The following is a 16,989-nucleotide window of genomic DNA, read 5'->3' on the forward strand; positions in this document are numbered from 1 at the left end:
CATCGCAAGAGAACGGTGTGACCATGACTGTGTGGGACCGGCCGGAGCCGCCGACTCGCCCCGTGCCGCTCGACCGGGAGCGGATCGTCGCCGCCGCCATCGCGCTGGCCGACGCGGGCGGGCTGGAGGCAGTGTCGCTGCGCAAGGTCGCCGCGCGGCTGAACGCCGGCCCGATGCGGCTGTACGGATACATCTCCACCAAGGAGGAGCTGTTCGACCTCATGGTGGACGAGGTCCAGGCCGAGATTCTCCCCGAGGAACAGCCCGGTGACTGGCGGGAGGCGCTGCGCATCCTCGCCCACCGCACCAGGCAAGCCGCTCTTCGTCACGAATGGCTGGCCGACCTGCTCGGCGGCCGCCCGACCCTGGGCCCGAACGGCCTCGCCGTGACCGAGGCCACGCTGGCCGCCCTCGACGGCCTCGCCGACGTGGACACCGTCATGCGTGCTGTGGAGACTGTCAGCGCCTACTTCACTGGCGCGATCAGGCGCGAGATCGCGAACCTGCGGGCCGAGCGCGCCACGGGCCTGTCCAAGCGCGACTGGCAGCGCGCCTCCGGCCCGCATGTGACGAGAATGTTGGCCACGGGCCGCTTCCCGGCGCTGACCAAGGCCGTGTACGACGCCACGGACGTGGACGCCGGGGCATCCTTCGCGACCGGCCTGGACTGGGTCCTCGACGCCGTGGCCGCCAAACTCACCCGACCGCCGGCGTGACGCTCAGGATTTCCAGGTGACGTCCGTGGCACCGCATGACGCCGCCAGACCGGCCGTGGGCGGCGATGACCTCCAACGTGTCGCGGCACTCGAGCGACACCCGGGCCAGGCGGTCGGCCACGCCGTACATCCGCTCCAGGTACCCCGTTCAGCCGCGCCGGCAAGGAGATCCTGGCGGTGTCGGCCGCGTCGAACCGCCAGCCGGTACGGCGCAAGGTCCCGGTCCGCCCCTGGGCGGGCCGTACCCAGACCCGGCGGGCGCCCTCCAGATCCTCCAGACAGGACAGGTCGCCGCCCAGCGTGGAGGGCTGCTCGGCAGTCAACACCGCGAGCGACCCGCAGAACGGTTCGACGTAGTAGGCGTGCTCGGGCAGCATCGCGGCGATCTGCTCGGCGAGCTTGGCTTTGCCGCCGTAGAGGATGATCGGGGAAGCATGGTCACCGTCCCGGTCGGGATCCGTCACGCCGCTCGGCGGACAGGTAGTGGTGGAGCGCGGCCTTGGGGATGCCGGTCTTGGCGGCGATCCGGCCCAGCGAATCGCCCTGCTCCTGAAGCAGCCGCGCGTAATCGATCTTCTCAGCGGGGTGAGCCACGGGCCGGCCGACGTGTCGTCCGTTGGCCTTGGCCGCGCTGGGCGCGTGCTCGGCGCGCTCGGCGGTGAAGATCCGCTCCATCTCGGCGAACAGGGCCAGGAGGAGGAAGGCGATGCGCGCCATGCCCTCGCCGGCGGGGTTGACGGGCAGCGGGTCGGCCAAGGCCCTCCGCAAAAACCCGTTGGCGGACCACGGCGACCGCTGCTACTTTTCCGGAGGCCGTGCGAGAGAACGAGGAGGTGGTACCCGTGAACGCAGTATCGACATGGGTGCTCCCCTCCGGGGTCACGGTCGGGCGATAGGTCGTCCGGGAGTGCCGTTCAAGAGCACTCCCGAAAGGCACGACCATGCACTTCACTTCCGAACAGCGCCTCGACGGCGGCGTCCTCGAACGCGAATTCACCCTCGGCGAGATCCCCGGCACCCTGTGGACGCCTGAATCCGCCGCACCGGCCCCGCTGATCCTGATGGCTCACAACAACGCCCTGCCCAAGAGGGAAGCCCGGCTGGTGGCCAGGGCCCGGCAGACCGCGGCGTACGGCTACGCGGTGGCCACCATCGACGCCGCCGGGTGCGGCGACCGGCCCCGTTCCGCCGCCGACGAGCAGGCCCGCGCCGACCTCCGCCGGGCGATGCAGACCGGCGAGCCGGTCGACGAGATCTTCGAGTCCTTCATCGGCCCGCTGGTCGAAAAGGCGGTTCCGGAATGGCGGACCACCCTGGACGCCCTCCTTTCACTGCCCGAGATCGGCGGCCCGGTCGGGTACTCGGGGTGGACCGCCGTGGGCATTCGGCTGGCGGCGGTCGAGCCGCGTATCGCGGCCGCCGGTTTCTTCGCCGGGGGCTACGTGCCCCGCGCCCAGCGCGAGGAGGCCCGGCAGGTCACTATTCCGCTGCTGTTCCTGCTGCAGTGGGACGACGAAGGGAACCCCCGGCAGCGGGCCCTGGACCTGTTCGACGCCTTCGGCACCGAAAAGAAGACGCTGCACGCCAATCTGGGCGGGCACACCGGCACCCCGTGGTTCGAGATGGAGGAGGGGGACCGGTTCTTCGGCCGGCACCTGAAGTGAGGCCGGTCCGCCAGGCAGGCAGCAGACGGTAGGCGGTGTCGGCCAGATGCCGCTCGTCGAGGACAGGTCCCGGCCCTCCTCGATGGCGGTGGCCAGCAGATGCACAACCGCCCCGATCGCGGTGGTACCGGCCATCGGCGGTACCCGGCGGTCGGGGCGGCGGCTACTTGGGGTCTCATCGCAGCTTCCCGAGTGGAGGGCCGTGACGGTGGCACCGCCTGGCCGTGCAGCGTCCGCCATGTGTACCGCCTCGGCATCGGGCTTCTGCGGGACAAGCACATGGGCCACTCCCGCAGGAACTACTCGGTTGACGTCCGCGAGGTCGGCCACCTGCGGGAGACTGGGCGGCTGCCCTGGGAGTGGATCACCGACGGAACTCACATGGTCCGGCAGGAGACCCGGTACGACTCGCTCGACGATGCCATGCAGCGCAACACGGAGACCTATCGGCGCGATCTGTGGGCCTCGCAGTCCCGCCGCGTTGCGGTCTGGTGCGAGAACGACTCGGTCGGTGGCGTGCTCCTGCCGATCACCTCGGCCTGGGGCGTGCGCCTGTACTCCTGCCGCGTCCAGTCCTCCAAGGCCTTCGTCCACGAGGCGGTGCAGCAGTACGTGCACCAGGCAAAGGAGTGACGGTGGTCTTCTGCGGCGACTGGGTTCCTACCGGCAGATGTGTCCCTCGTTGCGTGGTCGAGCGGATGGAGCGCTACGGCAACGGCGAACTCGACCCGGAGTTCCGGCAGATCTCCATCACCGCCGACGACGTCCGCTCCGGCCGGCTCACCACCCACGACGTCAACTTTGCCCGCTACCGCGAGGAGTGCCTGCGCGAAGGCATCGATCCGCACACCGCCGTCGAGGTCGAAGCCCTCCGCCCCGGGCTGCAGCGGCAGCGGCTCGACGAGACGATCGAGAGCCTGGTCGACGACGTCCGGCAGTGGACATCGAGTTCGGAACGGAAGGTGCCGAACGGGAGTGGATGGGCAGGTGCGCGCGTACCAGCTGCCGTCGGCGGAAGGGAAGAGGGACGATCCGCGCTGGCCCGGGTTTGCCCGCCGCTACGGCTTCGACCTTGACCGTCCCGTGCAGCGGGAGGTTGAGGCACTGGAACCGGCCGAACTCAAGCGCCTCGTGATGGAGGCCGTCGGCGGCTACGTCGACCGGGAGATCCTCGCCGGGGTCATGGCCGAGGAAGAGCAGCAGCGTGCCCAGCTCGCCATCCTCCTCGGCCAGCAGCAGGACGGCTGAACGAGCGCACGGGCTCGGCCATCGGGAAGTGCGGGTGCCGGTGAAAAGCGCCCTGGGCGGGGCTCGGGCTGCGACAGTGGTCCTGTCCCGCTGTCCCTTTGAGTCAGGAGGCCCTTCGCCGTGAGCGGGGTGCGGATGAACTGGGGTCAGTCCTCGTCCTGGGCGCGCCGGTAGAGCTTGGCGATGTCGTCGTCGAAGTACGCGGCGTAGGAGACATCGTCCTGGTCGCCGCCGCCCTCGTGGCCGCCCAGGACGCCGATGACCGTCCCGGTGTGGCTCTTGGGGTCGTAGTCGGCGAGCCAGGGGCTGCCGCTGGTCCCGCCCTCGAAGTCGGTGCACTGGATGCGCAGCTGGGTGTCGCTGAACTTCGTGGTGCGGTTCTGGCACGAGATCGGGGTGTCACGGCTGGTGGGATAGCCGGTGATCTTGACCTTGTTGTCGAAGCCGCGGTCTATGCCGAGGGTGTTGCCGCCCAGGACGTCCTGGATGTGCTTGCCGTCCTTCTGGTCGAGGACGAGGAAGGCGACGTCGAGGGCCTCGTCCTGCGACGTGGCCCAGAGGTCGTCGACGACCACCTTGCTGACCTTCCACAGGCCGGAGGGTTCGTCGCCGTCGCGGTAGCCGGGGGCGAAGACCAGGTCGTTCACCGGCTGTCCGGAGTCGGCGTCGAAGGCGCAGTGGGCCGCGGTGATCAGCATGTTCCGGCCGGGACTCCGCACCACGCTCGCCGTGCAGAAGTGGTCGCCCTGGTCGTCCTTCTCGAAGATCGCGCCGATCCGGGCGTTCTCCTCGGTCCTGCGGGGGGTGTACGCGATGCCGTCCTCGGCCGAGGCCGTCGCGGAGAGGTCCTGGTCCTGGCCCTGCGGGGACTGGCCCGGCTCGCCGGACTTGCCGAAACCGCTGCGCCCGCTGCTTCTGGGCGTATAGGTTTCCTCCGCGGCGTCGCCCACCACTGCGGCTGCCCCGATGATGACCAGCGTCAGGGGCAGGATGGATTTCCTGGCTAGCGAGCGCACAAGGTCATTATTGACACGGGCCGGGAATTCGCGAGGTGCTTCACCGGGAGGCTCCCGTGACAATCCACCGTCCGGATCGGCCATCGGGACGCTGGTCGAGCGTGCCACCCGCTACGTCATGCTCCTGCACCTGCCCGCCGACCACGGCGCCGAAAGTGTCCTGGACGCGCTGGTCACCACGGTCCAGCCCCTGCCCTCCCACCTCCGACGGTCCCTGACCCGGGACCAGGGACGCGAGATGGGCGCCCACGACGCGTTCACCGTCGCCACCGGCATCCCGGTCTACTTCTGCCATCCGGCCAGCCCCTGGCAGCGCGGCTCCAACGAAAACACCAACGGCCCGATCCGGCAGTACTTCCAAGGGCACCGACCTGCCGGTCCACACCCGCAATGACCTGGACACCGTCGCTGCCGAGTTCAATAGCCGCCCACGCAAGACGCTCGGCTGGGAAACTCCAGCTGAGCGCCTGTCTGAACTTCTCGCGGCCTGATCAACCGACCACGTGTTGCAATGATCAATGGAGTCCGCCCCCGTCGGCGCTTTTTCCTCGGCGCGGCACTGGCCCGGCTGGGAGGCGCGATTGCCTGAAAGTCGGCAGTCCCCCCTTTGATCAGGTCGTGGGCTGATCAGGTCGTGGGCCGCGCCAGCACCGTGGATTCTCCGGGTACCGCAACAGCTGCCGCAGGACACGGGACGCTCGATGCGACCCTCGACCACCTCGGCTGCGACCTGCCCTGGGAAGCCGTCTACGGGGCCCGGCCGCGCCCGCTCTGACCTGCGCCCAGTGCGTTCTGCCCATGCACGCCAAGGTCTCCTAGCGCGGCGGACGCTTCTTCGAGCACGAGCGCCGCTCCGCGATGTGCGCGGCGGCTGGCAAGACGGAAGAGCACCGGAGCCTGGAACAGGCCCTGGACGCGACCGCGCGCGAGTCCGGCCACCAGGCTGAGCTGGAAGTGGCCGCCGCCCACGGGGGCTGGCGGGCCGACGTGCTCGTCACCACTCCCGACGGGCGGCCAACGGCCTTGGAGGCCCAACTGTCCTCCGCGTCCCTCGTCGACGTCCTCGCGCGCACTCGCCGTTGCGACGCCGACAGAGCCGGCGTCGTCTGAACTCACCCACCGCGCCGCCCGCTGGCTCGATCACGTGCCTGCCGCACGCCTGTACCGGTCGGCAGCCCAGCACGGACCGTGGACGCGCACCCACCCGCTCGTGAACTCCTTCAGCGTCGTGAGCTCTCCGGAAGTCTGCGACCCGCAGCTTCCCCGGCACGGTCCCGAACACGCTGGCTGGAGCGACGGCGAGGAGCGGGCCCATGGGGAGATCGTCGGCGATCTACTGCACGGCCACCTCGTTCCCCTGGATCACCGCCGACCTGCACACCACCACGACGGCTGGACCACTTCCGAGGCCGTCCAAGCAGCCGCAGGCTACGCCTTGGCACACCAGCCCCCCGCACCCGCATCCCTACCCGCGTACGTCCCCGACGCCGATGCACCCTGGTACCAGCGGCGGCCGCCCCCAGACCAGCAGCGGCTGCTGAAGGCGGCCAAGAGATGGGTGAAGCAGACCACCGGCGCGTGGCCCGTGGCCGGGGCGCAGTGGGAGGGGGCTGGGTCGCGGGCGGACTCGAGGCGCACTCTGCATTCGAATCCGGCTCGCCCGTAGAGCTGTCTCTTGAAGAGGTCACCAACTACTCGTGGCAGTGCGCGGACATACTCACGGCCGCGCTGCTGCGCTCCCGAGTGATGGCCGCGTCGCGCTCGTAACCCCAGGTCACGGTGACGGCCCTGGCACCCGCGTCTGGGGAGTGCCGGGGACTCTCGGCTACTCCCAGCCGGCGATCGCGCTGTGAGGATGATTCAGATGCCTTCCGTCGCCACATGTGCGATGACACGCCGGATGTATGCCTCGCGGTGCCGAAGCAGTTCAGCGCTGACGAGGATGCGGTATCTGCTGATCGGGAGGAACAGGGTGCCGGTGACGGGCAACGCGGTCACCTTGATCCGGAATCCGCCGAGGCGGGTACCGGTGGTCCTCTCGTACTCGCGTACGGCATCCCTCATGCGCGGAGCACCACGCCGAGGGCGGCTCGCGTTCGCGACTTCGCGTTTGCGTTCGGCGCTCCACAGGCGGACGATATCGCGGTTGTCCTTGACAACGCGGCCGAGCAAGCCGCCCGGCGACAAAGGAACCGCCGATTCATCCTGCTCCGAGGCGGCCAGAGCGCGGTCCCACCACCGCAGCCACTCCGCGTCAACTTCCTTGGCACCGTGCACAGTCGATTCGACAGCCAGGCTCGGCGGCGCTATGACTGCCGGTATGCCCAGCGGGTCACGGATGCCGAGCGCGTCGCGGACTGCCAGCGTAGCGGCCAAGTAGGAGGTGTACCCCAGGACTACTTCCCACGGCGCACCCGACATCGATCCCATGAGTCCCCCTCAGGCCGGTGCCGCCAGCCGGTTCACCTTAATGCACGACGCTTGGTGGGGTGCCGCCGTCAAAGCCCACGGCGAACGCGACGACACCCGGACCCTGATCGAGGTCCTCCTGTCCAGTCCCATCTGCCTCACGAACACCTCGTCATCGGTCTTGCCGCGGCCCTGAAGACCGGTGCTCTCACCGCCGATGCCGTCGCCCTGGAAGCCCGCAAGGCATCCGACGCCGATACCGGACCGGACCCGAAGAAGCGCCGCAGATGCCCTCCACCACCAGCCAGACCCGCCATCGCCCCACTGCCCGCAGCCGTCCGAACCGACCTGCCACCCGACAAACGGCCCATGCCCTCCGTCGCCCACTGCGGCCAGTTCCTGCGGGTCCGCCGACCCGACCGCCCCATGAACGAGGAGACAATGCCGTAGCGGGCCTCAGTGTCATGGGGGCTTACCAGCCTCTAGTGTCCAGGGGGCAGGTCCTCGCCCTCACGGATGTGCACGCCGTCCGGGCCGCGGTGGTACTGCTGCACCCACACCTGGCGCAAGATCTGCAGGGCGGGTATGCGGCGCAGCCAGTCGGTCGACCGTTCCGCCAGGGCCTGCTCCAGCCGTCCGGTGCACCCGCGGCTTGCGCCTCCAGCGCAGCACGCAGGGTCTCGGCAACTAACTCCATCCGGTTCGGCACGCACACGTCGGCCACCACCCGGGTGGAGTCGATACGCTGGCGTCCGCCCCGGCGCAGCAGCCCCTGGCCCACGTGGCCTCCAACTCCGTCTCCAAGACGCACTCTTCAAGTCCGTGCGCGACCAGCCGGGCCCGGAGCCGGGCCAGCAACGAGTGGTCGAACCCGCTGCCGTCGAGGTCCAGGCCCAACAAGTACTTCCGGTCGGTCCGCGCCCGCACGGCCTCGGCGGCCTGCCGGTCGCACAGCCTCTCGGCGTACTGCATCACCGACACCATCGCCGACGCGCCGGGCGAGGCTGTCGGCCGCCCATCAGCAGGGAATGCGGCTGCGAAGAGCGCGTCATCGAAGACCTGTCCCACACTGTCACGCAGCCGTATCGCCAGCGAGCGCGCTGGTGACTCAACCTCACCATTTCACCTGAGCTTGCTGTCCGGTGCGGGCCAACGCTCTAACGGTCGGTGTCCGCCTCCAGGTGTGAGGTCCCGGGACACAGAACGAATGGGCACGGTCGATGGCGCAGACGAAGCTCGACAAGCAGGCGGAGGAGACCGCCGAATCCCGCATGTTCTGCATCGGCCGGATCCTGGCCGGCCGGGACCTGGACGGCGTGAAGCGCACCCGAGGCCACCTTCTGGCGTTCCGGAAGCCGCGTCCTGCTCGAAGTGGAGGGGCCGTGCACCCAGCCGCCCCTACAGGCGTCACTGTCACGCGGGGCGCCTGCCGCACCGGCTCCCCGCAGGGCGCGGTGGCGCACAGCTACGGCATACTGACGCCCTACCAGTGCAACAAAATGTTTAAGGAGGGGAAGTTGGCAGCCTGTTTCAGGATCGTCACCGAGGTGGGAGAGCCTCATCTTGCCCAGGCGGAAGCCCTGGGGCGTGCCTTCCAGGAGGCGATCGCGCCCGCCACCGTGAACTACGACTTCGGCCACATTCGCGATGCCGCCGCCATGCTTCCCGACAGTGAAATCGTCAAGATGGTCCGTGGTTGGGGGCTCCAGGAAGAGGCGCCGGTCCTGGTGATGGCGCTCTCCCTCAAGGAGGCGGTCCGCCAGGCGCTCCCGCCCGAGGCGGCTGAGGCGTCGTTCTGGGACACCGTCGAGCGCGACCTCGTAGATGCCTTCACCGGTCTCGCGGCGCAGGAGGGCGAGCCGGGACTGGCCTACTACGAGGAGGGGCCGGACCAGACGAGCTACTACCGCGATTTGTTCTTCGCCCTCCAGGACGAGCAAGCCGGCGCGTACCTGTACGCCGTCGCCTTCTGCGCCGACGTCACCGTGGGCTTCGGCAAGTCCCGTGTGGGGACTCTGAGCTTGACTGACACCGCACCGTTCGCGGTCCGGCTCAATGCGATCGTCGTGCGCCAGAAGCTCGCGAACGTCGCTTGATCCTCCGGGCATCGTGGGGACGCAGGCAAGCCCGGACCGGACCGTTGCGGGTGAGCGAGCGTTCGGTGGAACGCCGGCGGCGTGCCTGGCGGGAGGGTGGCATGGCCGCCCTCGCCTCCGTGGAGCCGCCGAAACCGCCCAAGCTGTCCGATAGCCGGTTTGCCGAGCCGGAGAGGGAACTGGCGAGGGGGCCGGCCGTGCATGGCTGGGAGGACCGACGCTGGACCCTGGCCCGAACCAGAGTGTTGATCGCCCGGAAGTTCCGGCTGGACTGCTCGTCGGCGGTGGTGTGGCGGCTGATGCACCGGCACGGCTGGTTCTGGCAGTGTCCCGCCCGCCGGGCGCTGGAACGCGACGAGCAGGCAGTGGGCTTGTGGAAGAAGGATGTGTGGCCGCAGGTGGAATGACTGCGTCGGCGCTGGGGGCCTATCTCGTCTTCGAGTACGAGGCCGGGTTCTCGATGATGCCGCCGCGCGCCGGGGAGTAGGTCCGCCAAGTGCCGTCCGCGGAGTGGACGGCACCGCGTTCGATGTCCTGTCGTACGCCGTCGCGCGCCAATTGAATCTGTGCACCGCGCGGATGCGGTCGGGATCCGGGTGGTGGCCGGGAGCCCGGTGGTTACCGAAGACCACGGTGACGTCGCGGGCAGGCCAGGACGATCTTGCGCGGGCGGCGTGCAGGAGCCAGGTGGGTGAGGTGGCCGCCGAGAGGAAGGGCGTTGTCCAGGCCGCCGTCAAGGCGCCAGCCGGTCAGGCGTCCGCTCGCGGTGACCCGGTCGAGCATCAGCCCACCGACGACGTGGTGCCGGTCTTGTGCGCGTGGGCAATCACCTTGGAGCAGCGGGCCGGAGTAGTGGTGAAACGCGTCGGCGTCGGCGAGCAGGTGCCAGCCCGGCCCGGTGCCGACGTGCGTACCGCGGTTCGCTGTTGGTGTGCTAGCGCCAGGGGCCGGCGCTGGTGCGGCCGGGGATGATGCCCGCGTCCCGGGCGACGGCCTGGAGTTCGTGCCGACGGATCTCGGGTACGTGCTCGGGGCAGTGGAAGGCGATCAGGAACCGCTCGATGCCCAGCTTGCGGTAGTGGCGGACCCAGGCGGCCAGCAGTTCGGTAACCCGGGTATCTCCGGCGGCTGTTGGTGACCGAAGATGTTCACCGATGCCGGCCGCCGAGGACGGCTCAGCGAACGAGCGTCACCGCGCCGGGAGCCAGACGGGGTCGGCGACCTGATAGGCCGGATTGCCTGGGAGGATCGTGCGTGGTGTGCCAGGCCGGGCGAGGGTCAGGCCCACGATGCTCCTCAGCAGATCGCCTCCGCGGTCGCCACTGGGTGTGATCGACATGAAGGCCAGCTGTGTCCCGTCCGGGGAGTAAGTGGGTTCTAAGTAGCCCGTGGTGCTGTTGGGGCTGGTGACCAGGGTGCGCCAGGTCGAGCCGTTGGCGGCCACCTCGTACAGGCCCTTGCCGTCGGCGAAGACCAGGTGCCTGCCGTCCGGGGACCAGCGGAGCCATCCGTACGGGTCGTTCGGCAGTCCCGGCTTCCTGACGGTCAGCGGTGCGGCGGGCTTGTTGCCCTTCTTCAGCCAGATCACGCCCCCGACGGTGAAGGCCAGGGTGCGGCCGTCGGGGGAGAAGCGGGGAACGCCGTCGGGGGCTGTGCTGACACCGAGGTCGAGCGGTGCGAGGCCGGTGCCGTCGGTGTTGATGGTCCAGTAGCGCGTCTGCGAGGGACCGTGCGGGAACGTCCCGAAGAGGATCCGTTTTCCGTCCGGGGAGATCGCGGGGTTGCCCACTACGGACTGGCGGTTGCCGAAGTCGGGCGGCATCTGCCAGACCACACGTTGTCCCGTGCCGTCGCGGTTCATCACGCTGACGGTGTCGCCGCCGCGGTCCGTGAAGTAACCGCAGACGGTGCTGTAGACCAGCGTTTTCCCGTCCTGCGAGGCGGCGAGATTGCAGCCCTTGATCCGGTTCGGGGCGCCGATGTCGGAGGTGGCGCCGGTGACGGGATCGGTGTTCTGGAGATAGATGACCTCCGCGCCGTAGTCCGTGGCGATCTGGCCGTTCCTGATGTGGTGTGAAGCGGTGGCGGCTGTGGCCGCCGTGGTGCCCAGTCCGCAGCTGACCGCGAGTGCCCATGCGACGGTGATGGGCGTGGTCAAGCGTAAGCGCACGATGAATCCCCCCTGGAACAAGGCGAGTTGAACGCCACAGGCTCCGATCGAGCCGCCCCCTGCGGCCCATCGCCCTCGGAGCTGAGCGTCAGGTTAAAGGGCCGCACGCGTCACGGACACCCGTCGCGCACAATCAGTGCAAACAGAACCACTTCATGTGGAACGTGCTGACCCTTCATCGTGGGATGGGAGAGCAGTTGGACGTGGCGAGTTCAGTTCGGTGCGGCAGGGGGTGATCCTCGTGGCCTGGATGGAGTGGCGGAAGCTCAGGTCCGGATCGGTGATGGTCGGAGCTCTGACGGCCTGGGTCGCGCGGGGGCGGAGTCCTTGGCCGTGCTGGTAATGGCGGGCGGTGACTTGTGTCCAGGGCAGGGAACGCGGTTGCTGGGACAGGGCTGGCTGGCTGGCCTCGACGCCCAGTGGGCGGTGCGCGTTCTTCTCCTTGACCAGGAATCGGGGGTGGGATCGCTGAATGTGCCGTGCGTCGGTCGTGACCACGACTCCCGTGAGGTCGAACGGGGCGAGCAGGGCGGGGAAGCAGGTGGTCTCGTTGGTGCGGTCGGATACTCGCAGTTGGGTGACGGTTTGCCCGGTGCTGGTCATTGCTGTCGGCAGGTGCTCGGCTGGACTGTCACCGTGCCCCGCGAGCCCCGCGCTGACTTGCCGGCCATGGCGAGCGTGTCCTGACCGGCAGGGTCGTATCCGGTGAGCTCGGCCAGCCCGCCGGGGCAGACGGGTCCGGCGAGCTGCCGGATGGTTGCCGTGTTCGGTGGGATGCGGATGCTCAGCACGCCGACCGCCTGTGCGCGGAGTCGGGCCGGGCTGTGCTGCGGCGCGGAGGTGGCTCACTGCCCGATCGCCGCATACGACTTCGCGCCCGTCGACGCCGTGCTCGCGCCGATCAGCAGCACGCTCACGAACGGTTGGCGTCGCCCGCGCCGACAGCGCCGGTCCGGCAGCAACCGCCCCACCACGCCCACGCTCGTGCCGCGTTGACGGGCCGGTGTCTTGGCGAGGCGGACGCTAGCAGACTGACGGCACATCGAAGCCTGGGCGGTTCAGGGCGACTTGGGAAGGTCAGTCCGGTTCAGCTGGGGCTTCGTCGTGTTCGTGACGAGCCGGCCCGGACTTTCCGCGCGGCTTTGACAGGCTGTCGGCGTACGAGTCCATGTGCACAGGTAGGTACAAGCGAACATACATGGCCGTCTGTAGGAGCCCAGGACTCACCGGCGAAGAGCGGCCCATCGCCTTCTGGGACCTTCTCCGGCCCCGTCTGGACTGTCAGAATGCCGGCATGCTCACTCGGGGGGATGCGCAGCCGTGCCTGCGGCTGTTCGCAGCCGGGCCGGTCGGGGGGATCGCGGCTGCGGCCGCGACGCTGCTGATCGCACTGTCGGGCCGCTACGGCTTTCACCGCGACGAGCTGTACTTCCTGCTCGCCGGCCAGCACCCGGCCTGGGGCTACCCGGACCAGCCACCACTCACCCCGCTGCTTGCCAGGCTCGGCGCGGAGCTGTTCGGCTCCACCCCGACCGGCGTGCGGATCCTGCCCGCGCTGCTCACCGCGGTCACGATCACGCTCACTGCTCTGGTCGCCCGCGAACTGGGTGCCGGACAGGGCGGGCAGGTACTGGCGGCAGGAGCCGCGGCCTGCTCGGGCTATACGCTCGGAATCGGCCACCTGCTCTCCACCGCGACTTTCGACCTGACGGTCTGGCTGGCGATCATTCTGCTGACGCTCCGACTGCTGCGCACGGGCGAATTCCGCTGGTGGCCTTCGCTGGGGGCGTTGGTCGGGATCGCACTGCTGAACAAGCTGCTGGTGCTGGGGCTGTTGCCGGCCCTGGCGTTGGGTGCGCTGACGGCCGGACCGCGCGGCTTCTTCGTACCGCGTCCACGCGCGCTGCTGGGCCCCCTGACCGCTGTCCTCGCCGCGCTGCCCTTCGCGATCCCGACCCTGTGGTGGCAGGCCGTGCGCGGTTGGCCCGAGCTGACGGTAGCTCACGCAATCAGTGCCGATGTCGGAATCGGCGGGCGCCTGCTCGCCTTGCCGATGCAGCTGCTCCAGTTCTCCCCGGTGCTGGCGCCCCTGTGGCTGACCGGGCTGAGTCGGCTGTCGCGCCGACCGGAGCTGCGCTGGGCCCGACCGGTCGCGGTGGCCTGGGTGGTGCTGTGCCTGCTGGTGCTGGCCGGCGGAGGCAAGGGGTACTACCCGATTCCGCTGCTGTACGCGATCAGCGCCGCTGGCTGCGAGCCCTACGCCCACTGGATCCGCGAGCACCGCGCCAGGCTGGCAGGCGGACTGCTCGCGGCTCTGCTCACCAGCGCCCTGGCCGCCCTGCCGGTGCTGCCCGCATCGGCGCTGACCGTGCCGATGGCCGTTGACCCCGACCTCGGCGAGGAGGTCGGCTGGCCACAGCTCGCACGCGCCACTGCCACCGGCTGGGAGGCGATCCCCGCCGACCGGCGGGCCACCGCCGTGCTGCTGACCGCGAACTACGGCGAGGCCGGGGCCATCGCACGGTACGGGCCCGCCCTCGGCCTGCCCGCATCGTACTCCGGCCACATGGGCCTGCACGCCTGGGGCCCGCCGTCGGCCACCGCCACCGGTCCGGTGCTGCTCGTCCACCCGGCGGGCTATCCCGAGCTGGAGCAGCACTTCACCGCCTGCCACACGGTGGCACGCGTCGACAACGGGCACGGCACCGCGAACCAGGAGCAGCACGCGGCCGTGGTGCTCTGCGCGGGGCCGGACCGGCCATGGCCCGTGCTCTGGCCGCTGCTGCGCCGATACTGAGCAGCCAGGTTCCTCTGCACGTTCACCCGTAGGTGGCTCTGTACTCCTAGCCTTTTCTTGGTACTCAGCACCATGATCAACCCATGACCGCCGCTCACCCCGTTGCCGAGTGTGTTGCCGCCTCTCAACGCGCTGGGGAACACTTCCAAGCCGGTCTTGCCCAAGTCACCTTCCGGCTGGCGGATCGCCTCGACGAGCATGTCCGAAGCGACGACGTGGTTGAGCGCTAGCACCTCAGTGCCGCTCTCCAACCCGAGCGGCACGTGGAACGATCCGCCCTTGTCCACGATCGGCTGTTGGTAGCCGGGACGGACGACGGAGCCCTGGCTTACTGCCGCTGTGACGTCGATGGGCTCCGGCTGAGCACGCCGAAAGGCGGCTCTTCTGCTCAGACGAGCCCGATGGGCACCTGACTGTAGGCAAAGAACGGGAAGTCCGGGTCGGTCGCCTGCGTTTCCATCCGGGAACCGTGGTGCCAAAGTTCTCCTTCTGCCTGGGTCGGGTCGCCCAAGTCTCCGGGCAGCCCAGTCCGACCGTGACCGTAGTCAAGCCGGGACCTGCTTGCTGAGCGACACGTTGCCGTGCCTTGGTCAGGGACACGCCCATTCACGTCCTCGGCAGCTGCTTCCGCTTCCCGCCTTCATCGCGGTCAGCGTGCCCCCAAGGCAGTGGCTCTTCCGTCACACAACACCGCGCCGACTGCCCGGCTGGCCTGGGTGACGATCCGGGCCAGCCGTCGCAGGTCCTGCGCGGGGTCGACCATGGCGCACAGGGCGCCGACGACCTTGCCGCGCGGCAGGCTCACCGGTACGGCGACACAGCAGACTCCGGGGATCAACTCCTCACGATCCACGGCCACTTCGCTCTCCTGGATGGCCTTCGCCTCTCGCTTCCAAGAGGTCGGCAGTGGGCCCAGCGGGACGGCCGGGGGTCCCGTCGCCACCAGGAGTTTTCCCGCCGCGGTGGTCCAGGGCCAGGTCGCGCCCGCCTGCAGGGGGGCCAGTTCGTCCACCATGCCGGAGATACCTGTGGCAGCCATGGTGCGGCCTTCGCGCAGTACGCACAGGCAGACGCTGGCACCGGTGGTGCCTGCCAGCCGCTGCAACGGTTGCCGTGCTGCGGCCCGCAGGCCGGGATGCGGCTGCCACTGGCGCCCCAGCCGGAAGATCCGTGACCCCACCCGGTAGCAGGTGCCATGGCGTTCCACGGCGCCGAGTTCGGTGAGCTGCTCCAGCAGGCGGTATGCGGTCGTCTTGGGTAGGCCGCTGCCCGCGACAAGTGCGGCCAGACCCGCCTCGTTGCGTTCCGCCAGTGTCTCCAGCAGCGCGAACGCCCCTTCCAGTACGCTCCGTCCGGGGAACGGATCCTCATCCGGCTTCCGGACCGCCGACCCTCGCCCCGCCATGGGCCCGACCCCCTTCCGCTCCGGGAACCAGTCAAGGCAGCGGGGATAAACGTCCCATGTCATGGGGATAAATCGGCTGATGGGACTGCCGTTGGGGAGCCAGTGGGGGAGTGGTACGGCAGGTTCGGCCGCGTGGTCGGGCCCGGCGCAGGGCGATGACAAGGTCGGATCGATCTTGAGTATGTGCTGGTCACCGCCGTGTGACGATGCCCGCCGGGGGTGTCACCCATGCAACGAAGCTCCCGTTGAGGACGGATGACTCTCCAAGTCTCCGTTCACAACAGGAGCTTCGAGGTTCAGTCGGTCTGCCCGTGTCTGTCTGGTCAGCTCGCCCGCCTGCTGGCACCGCGCCATCGCGGACTTGCCGGAGCGGCTTGCGACCTTGGCGGATCCTCGGGACCGACAGGGGAAGCCTCACCCGTTCTTGAGTGTGCTGCTGGTTGCCTGCCCGGCCGGTGGGAGAAGAACGCTCCGCAGGACACGCTCGCCCGGCTCGGTGCCCGCACGGCGACGGTGTGTCGGTATCCGGGTGACACCGAGCGGGTCGACCGTCCGGCCCCTGATGAACTGCACCTGTCTAGGCGGCCTGGCCGACCTGCTTGGATGCGACCCTCCAGAGGCCGACCCCCTGGCCGTAGACGGCAACCGCGGGTGGCTCGCGTACCTCCGGCAGTCCGGCCACGCCCCTGCTGGCCGCGATGACGGATGCCGGGCAGGCGGTCGCCCAGCTGCTGGTGCCGGACAAGACCAACGAAATCACCAGCTTTGCCGCCCTGTTGGAATCCTACGACCTGGTCGGGGTCACGGTGACCGCGGACGCGCCCTCCATACCCAGCGCGATCAGGCCTGGTGCCTTGCCGAGGAGGAGAAGACCCGCTGCGCCTTCACGGTGAAAGCCAACCAGCCGACCTTATACACCCAGCTCAAGGCCATGCCCTGACAAGAAGTCCGGGCGAAGTACTACGACCGCAGTCGGGGCACGGCCGGCTGGAGATCCGCGTCGTGAAGACCCTGACCGTCACCGGCCCCGGTATCGAATTCCCCTACGCCGCCCAGGTCGCGCGGATCGTCCGGCACCGCGCCGGCGCCAAGACCGGCAAGCGCACCCGTGAGACGGTCTACGTCATCCCCGACCTCACCAGCCGCCAGGCCACGCCCGAGCGCATCGCGAAGATCATCCGATCGCGTTTGGTGATCGAAAACAGGCTCCACTTCGTACGCGACACCGCCCTCCCACGAGGACGCCTCCCAAGTCCGCACCGGACACGGCCCAGAGAACCTGGCCACCCTCCGCAGCCCGCCATCAACCCACTCCTCGCCGCCGGTCACACCAACATCGCCGCCGCCCTCCGCGAGATGTCCCTCCGCCCCTTCGAGTGGCCACTGAACGTCCTCGGACTCAGCTGACCAGCAGCGATACAAGATCACCAGACTTTGCAATCGCCCTGGGGCCTGGCGTGCTGTTCCG

The 16,989-nt window shown here is 69.2% G+C and carries 15 protein-coding genes and 3 pseudogenes; 11 read left to right on the forward strand and 7 right to left on the reverse strand.

The annotated features are described in order from the left end of the window. Nucleotides 1-23 precede the first annotated feature (23 nt). Entirely contained in the window at nucleotides 24-716 is a 693-nt protein-coding gene (locus M878_RS90215; RefSeq protein WP_037731298.1) for a TetR/AcrR family transcriptional regulator, read from the forward strand. A gap of 326 nt (nucleotides 717-1,042) precedes the next feature. Here M878_RS90215 and M878_RS000000102055 read toward each other — a convergent pair. Continuing rightward, nucleotides 1,043-1,180, reverse strand: a pseudogene (locus tag M878_RS000000102055) (DNA adenine methylase); the annotation flags it as partial. Further along, on the reverse strand, nucleotides 1,155-1,472 hold the full coding sequence (locus M878_RS90220) for a serine integrase family protein (protein ID WP_023553622.1): 318 nt from the start codon (nucleotides 1,470-1,472) through the stop codon (nucleotides 1,155-1,157). The pseudogene M878_RS000000102055 and the gene M878_RS90220, both read right to left, overlap by 26 nt. Nucleotides 1,473-1,657: 185 nt before the next feature. On the opposite strand from M878_RS90220, the gene M878_RS90225 reads away from it, so the two are divergent. The 4 genes from M878_RS90225 (at nucleotide 1,658) to M878_RS000000100820 (ending at nucleotide 3,628) form a co-directional block, all read left to right on the forward strand. Further along, nucleotides 1,658-2,380 carry a dienelactone hydrolase family protein gene (locus tag M878_RS90225; protein WP_023553623.1) on the forward strand — a complete coding sequence of 241 codons (723 nt, stop codon included), beginning with the start codon at nucleotides 1,658-1,660 and terminating at the stop codon, nucleotides 2,378-2,380. Between the two features lie 240 nt (nucleotides 2,381-2,620). Continuing rightward, nucleotides 2,621-3,013: a hypothetical protein gene (locus M878_RS90230; protein ID WP_023553624.1), complete on the forward strand. Its 393-nt coding sequence runs from the start codon at nucleotides 2,621-2,623 to the stop codon at nucleotides 3,011-3,013. Between the two features lie 53 nt (nucleotides 3,014-3,066). Continuing rightward, entirely contained in the window at nucleotides 3,067-3,456 is a 390-nt protein-coding gene (locus M878_RS98665; RefSeq protein WP_023553625.1) for a hypothetical protein, read from the forward strand. Between the two features lie 7 nt (nucleotides 3,457-3,463). Further along, nucleotides 3,464-3,628, forward strand: a complete 165-nt coding sequence (locus M878_RS000000100820; protein ID WP_023553626.1) for a hypothetical protein — start codon at nucleotides 3,464-3,466, stop codon at nucleotides 3,626-3,628. Between the two features lie 146 nt (nucleotides 3,629-3,774). On the opposite strand, the gene M878_RS90240 is transcribed toward M878_RS000000100820, so the two are convergent. Next, nucleotides 3,775-4,644, reverse strand: a complete 870-nt coding sequence (locus M878_RS90240) for a trypsin-like serine peptidase (RefSeq protein ID WP_023553627.1) — start codon at nucleotides 4,642-4,644, stop codon at nucleotides 3,775-3,777. A 70-nt stretch (nucleotides 4,645-4,714) separates the two neighbouring features. Between M878_RS90240 and M878_RS90245 the strand changes: the two are divergent. Continuing rightward, nucleotides 4,715-5,135: pseudogene (locus M878_RS90245) on the forward strand (IS30 family transposase); the annotation flags it as partial. A 367-nt stretch (nucleotides 5,136-5,502) separates the two neighbouring features. Beyond that, nucleotides 5,503-5,754, forward strand: coding sequence for a competence protein CoiA family protein (locus M878_RS90250; protein WP_023553629.1), 252 nt, complete (start codon nucleotides 5,503-5,505; stop codon nucleotides 5,752-5,754). Nucleotides 5,755-6,504: 750 nt separating this feature from the next. Here M878_RS90250 and M878_RS50325 read toward each other — a convergent pair. Both M878_RS50325 and M878_RS92700 read right to left on the reverse strand, forming a co-directional pair. Beyond that, nucleotides 6,505-7,020: a hypothetical protein gene (locus M878_RS50325; RefSeq protein WP_158692866.1), complete on the reverse strand. Its 516-nt coding sequence runs from the start codon at nucleotides 7,018-7,020 to the stop codon at nucleotides 6,505-6,507. Between the two features lie 720 nt (nucleotides 7,021-7,740). Further along, nucleotides 7,741-8,121: a transposase gene (locus M878_RS92700; protein WP_023553632.1), complete on the reverse strand. Its 381-nt coding sequence runs from the start codon at nucleotides 8,119-8,121 to the stop codon at nucleotides 7,741-7,743. Nucleotides 8,122-8,273: 152 nt separating this feature from the next. Between M878_RS92700 and M878_RS50330 the strand changes: the two genes are divergently transcribed. Both M878_RS50330 and M878_RS000000102060 read left to right on the forward strand, forming a co-directional pair. Then, nucleotides 8,274-9,149 carry a hypothetical protein gene (locus M878_RS50330; RefSeq protein WP_023553633.1) on the forward strand — a complete coding sequence of 292 codons (876 nt, stop codon included), beginning with the start codon at nucleotides 8,274-8,276 and terminating at the stop codon, nucleotides 9,147-9,149. Continuing rightward, nucleotides 9,146-9,627: pseudogene (locus tag M878_RS000000102060) on the forward strand (winged helix-turn-helix domain-containing protein); the annotation flags it as partial. The gene M878_RS50330 and the pseudogene M878_RS000000102060, both read left to right, overlap by 4 nt. A gap of 711 nt (nucleotides 9,628-10,338) precedes the next feature. Here M878_RS000000102060 and M878_RS90270 read toward each other — a convergent pair. Next, nucleotides 10,339-11,307 (reverse strand): TolB family protein, encoded by a 969-nt coding sequence (locus M878_RS90270; protein WP_023553636.1) that lies wholly within the window; start codon nucleotides 11,305-11,307, stop codon nucleotides 10,339-10,341. Between the two features lie 1,306 nt (nucleotides 11,308-12,613). Between M878_RS90270 and M878_RS90280 the strand changes: the two genes are divergently transcribed. After that, nucleotides 12,614-14,116, forward strand: a complete 1,503-nt coding sequence (locus M878_RS90280) for an ArnT family glycosyltransferase (protein WP_023553638.1) — start codon at nucleotides 12,614-12,616, stop codon at nucleotides 14,114-14,116. Between the two features lie 649 nt (nucleotides 14,117-14,765). Here M878_RS90280 and M878_RS90285 read toward each other — a convergent pair. After that, the gene (locus M878_RS90285; RefSeq protein WP_023553639.1) at nucleotides 14,766-15,521 is read right to left on the reverse strand and encodes an IclR family transcriptional regulator; all 756 of its coding nucleotides are present in this window, start codon (nucleotides 15,519-15,521) and stop codon (nucleotides 14,766-14,768) included. A gap of 1,002 nt (nucleotides 15,522-16,523) precedes the next feature. On the opposite strand from M878_RS90285, the gene M878_RS000000100825 reads away from it, so the two are divergent. Further along, complete coding sequence (locus tag M878_RS000000100825; RefSeq protein WP_023553642.1) at nucleotides 16,524-16,928, forward strand: hypothetical protein; 405 nt, start codon at nucleotides 16,524-16,526, stop codon at nucleotides 16,926-16,928. Nucleotides 16,929-16,989 lie beyond the last annotated feature (61 nt).

Source organism: Streptomyces roseochromogenus subsp. oscitans DS 12.976, from assembly GCF_000497445.1.
Lineage (GTDB): Bacteria > Actinomycetota > Actinomycetes > Streptomycetales > Streptomycetaceae > Streptomyces > Streptomyces oscitans.

Coding starts and splice junctions, on each gene's coding strand:
- M878_RS90215 (WP_037731298.1), top strand. CDS start 24: ATGACTGTGTGGGACCGGCCGGAGCCGCCGACTCGCCCCGTGCCGCTC.
- M878_RS90225 (WP_023553623.1), top strand. CDS start 1,658: ATGCACTTCACTTCCGAACAGCGCCTCGACGGCGGCGTCCTCGAACGC.
- M878_RS90250 (WP_023553629.1), top strand. CDS start 5,503: ATGTGCGCGGCGGCTGGCAAGACGGAAGAGCACCGGAGCCTGGAACAG.
- M878_RS50330 (WP_023553633.1), top strand. CDS start 8,274: ATGGCGCAGACGAAGCTCGACAAGCAGGCGGAGGAGACCGCCGAATCC.
- M878_RS90280 (WP_023553638.1), top strand. CDS start 12,614: ATGCTCACTCGGGGGGATGCGCAGCCGTGCCTGCGGCTGTTCGCAGCC.
- M878_RS90285 (WP_023553639.1), bottom strand. CDS start 15,521: ATGGCGGGGCGAGGGTCGGCGGTCCGGAAGCCGGATGAGGATCCGTTC.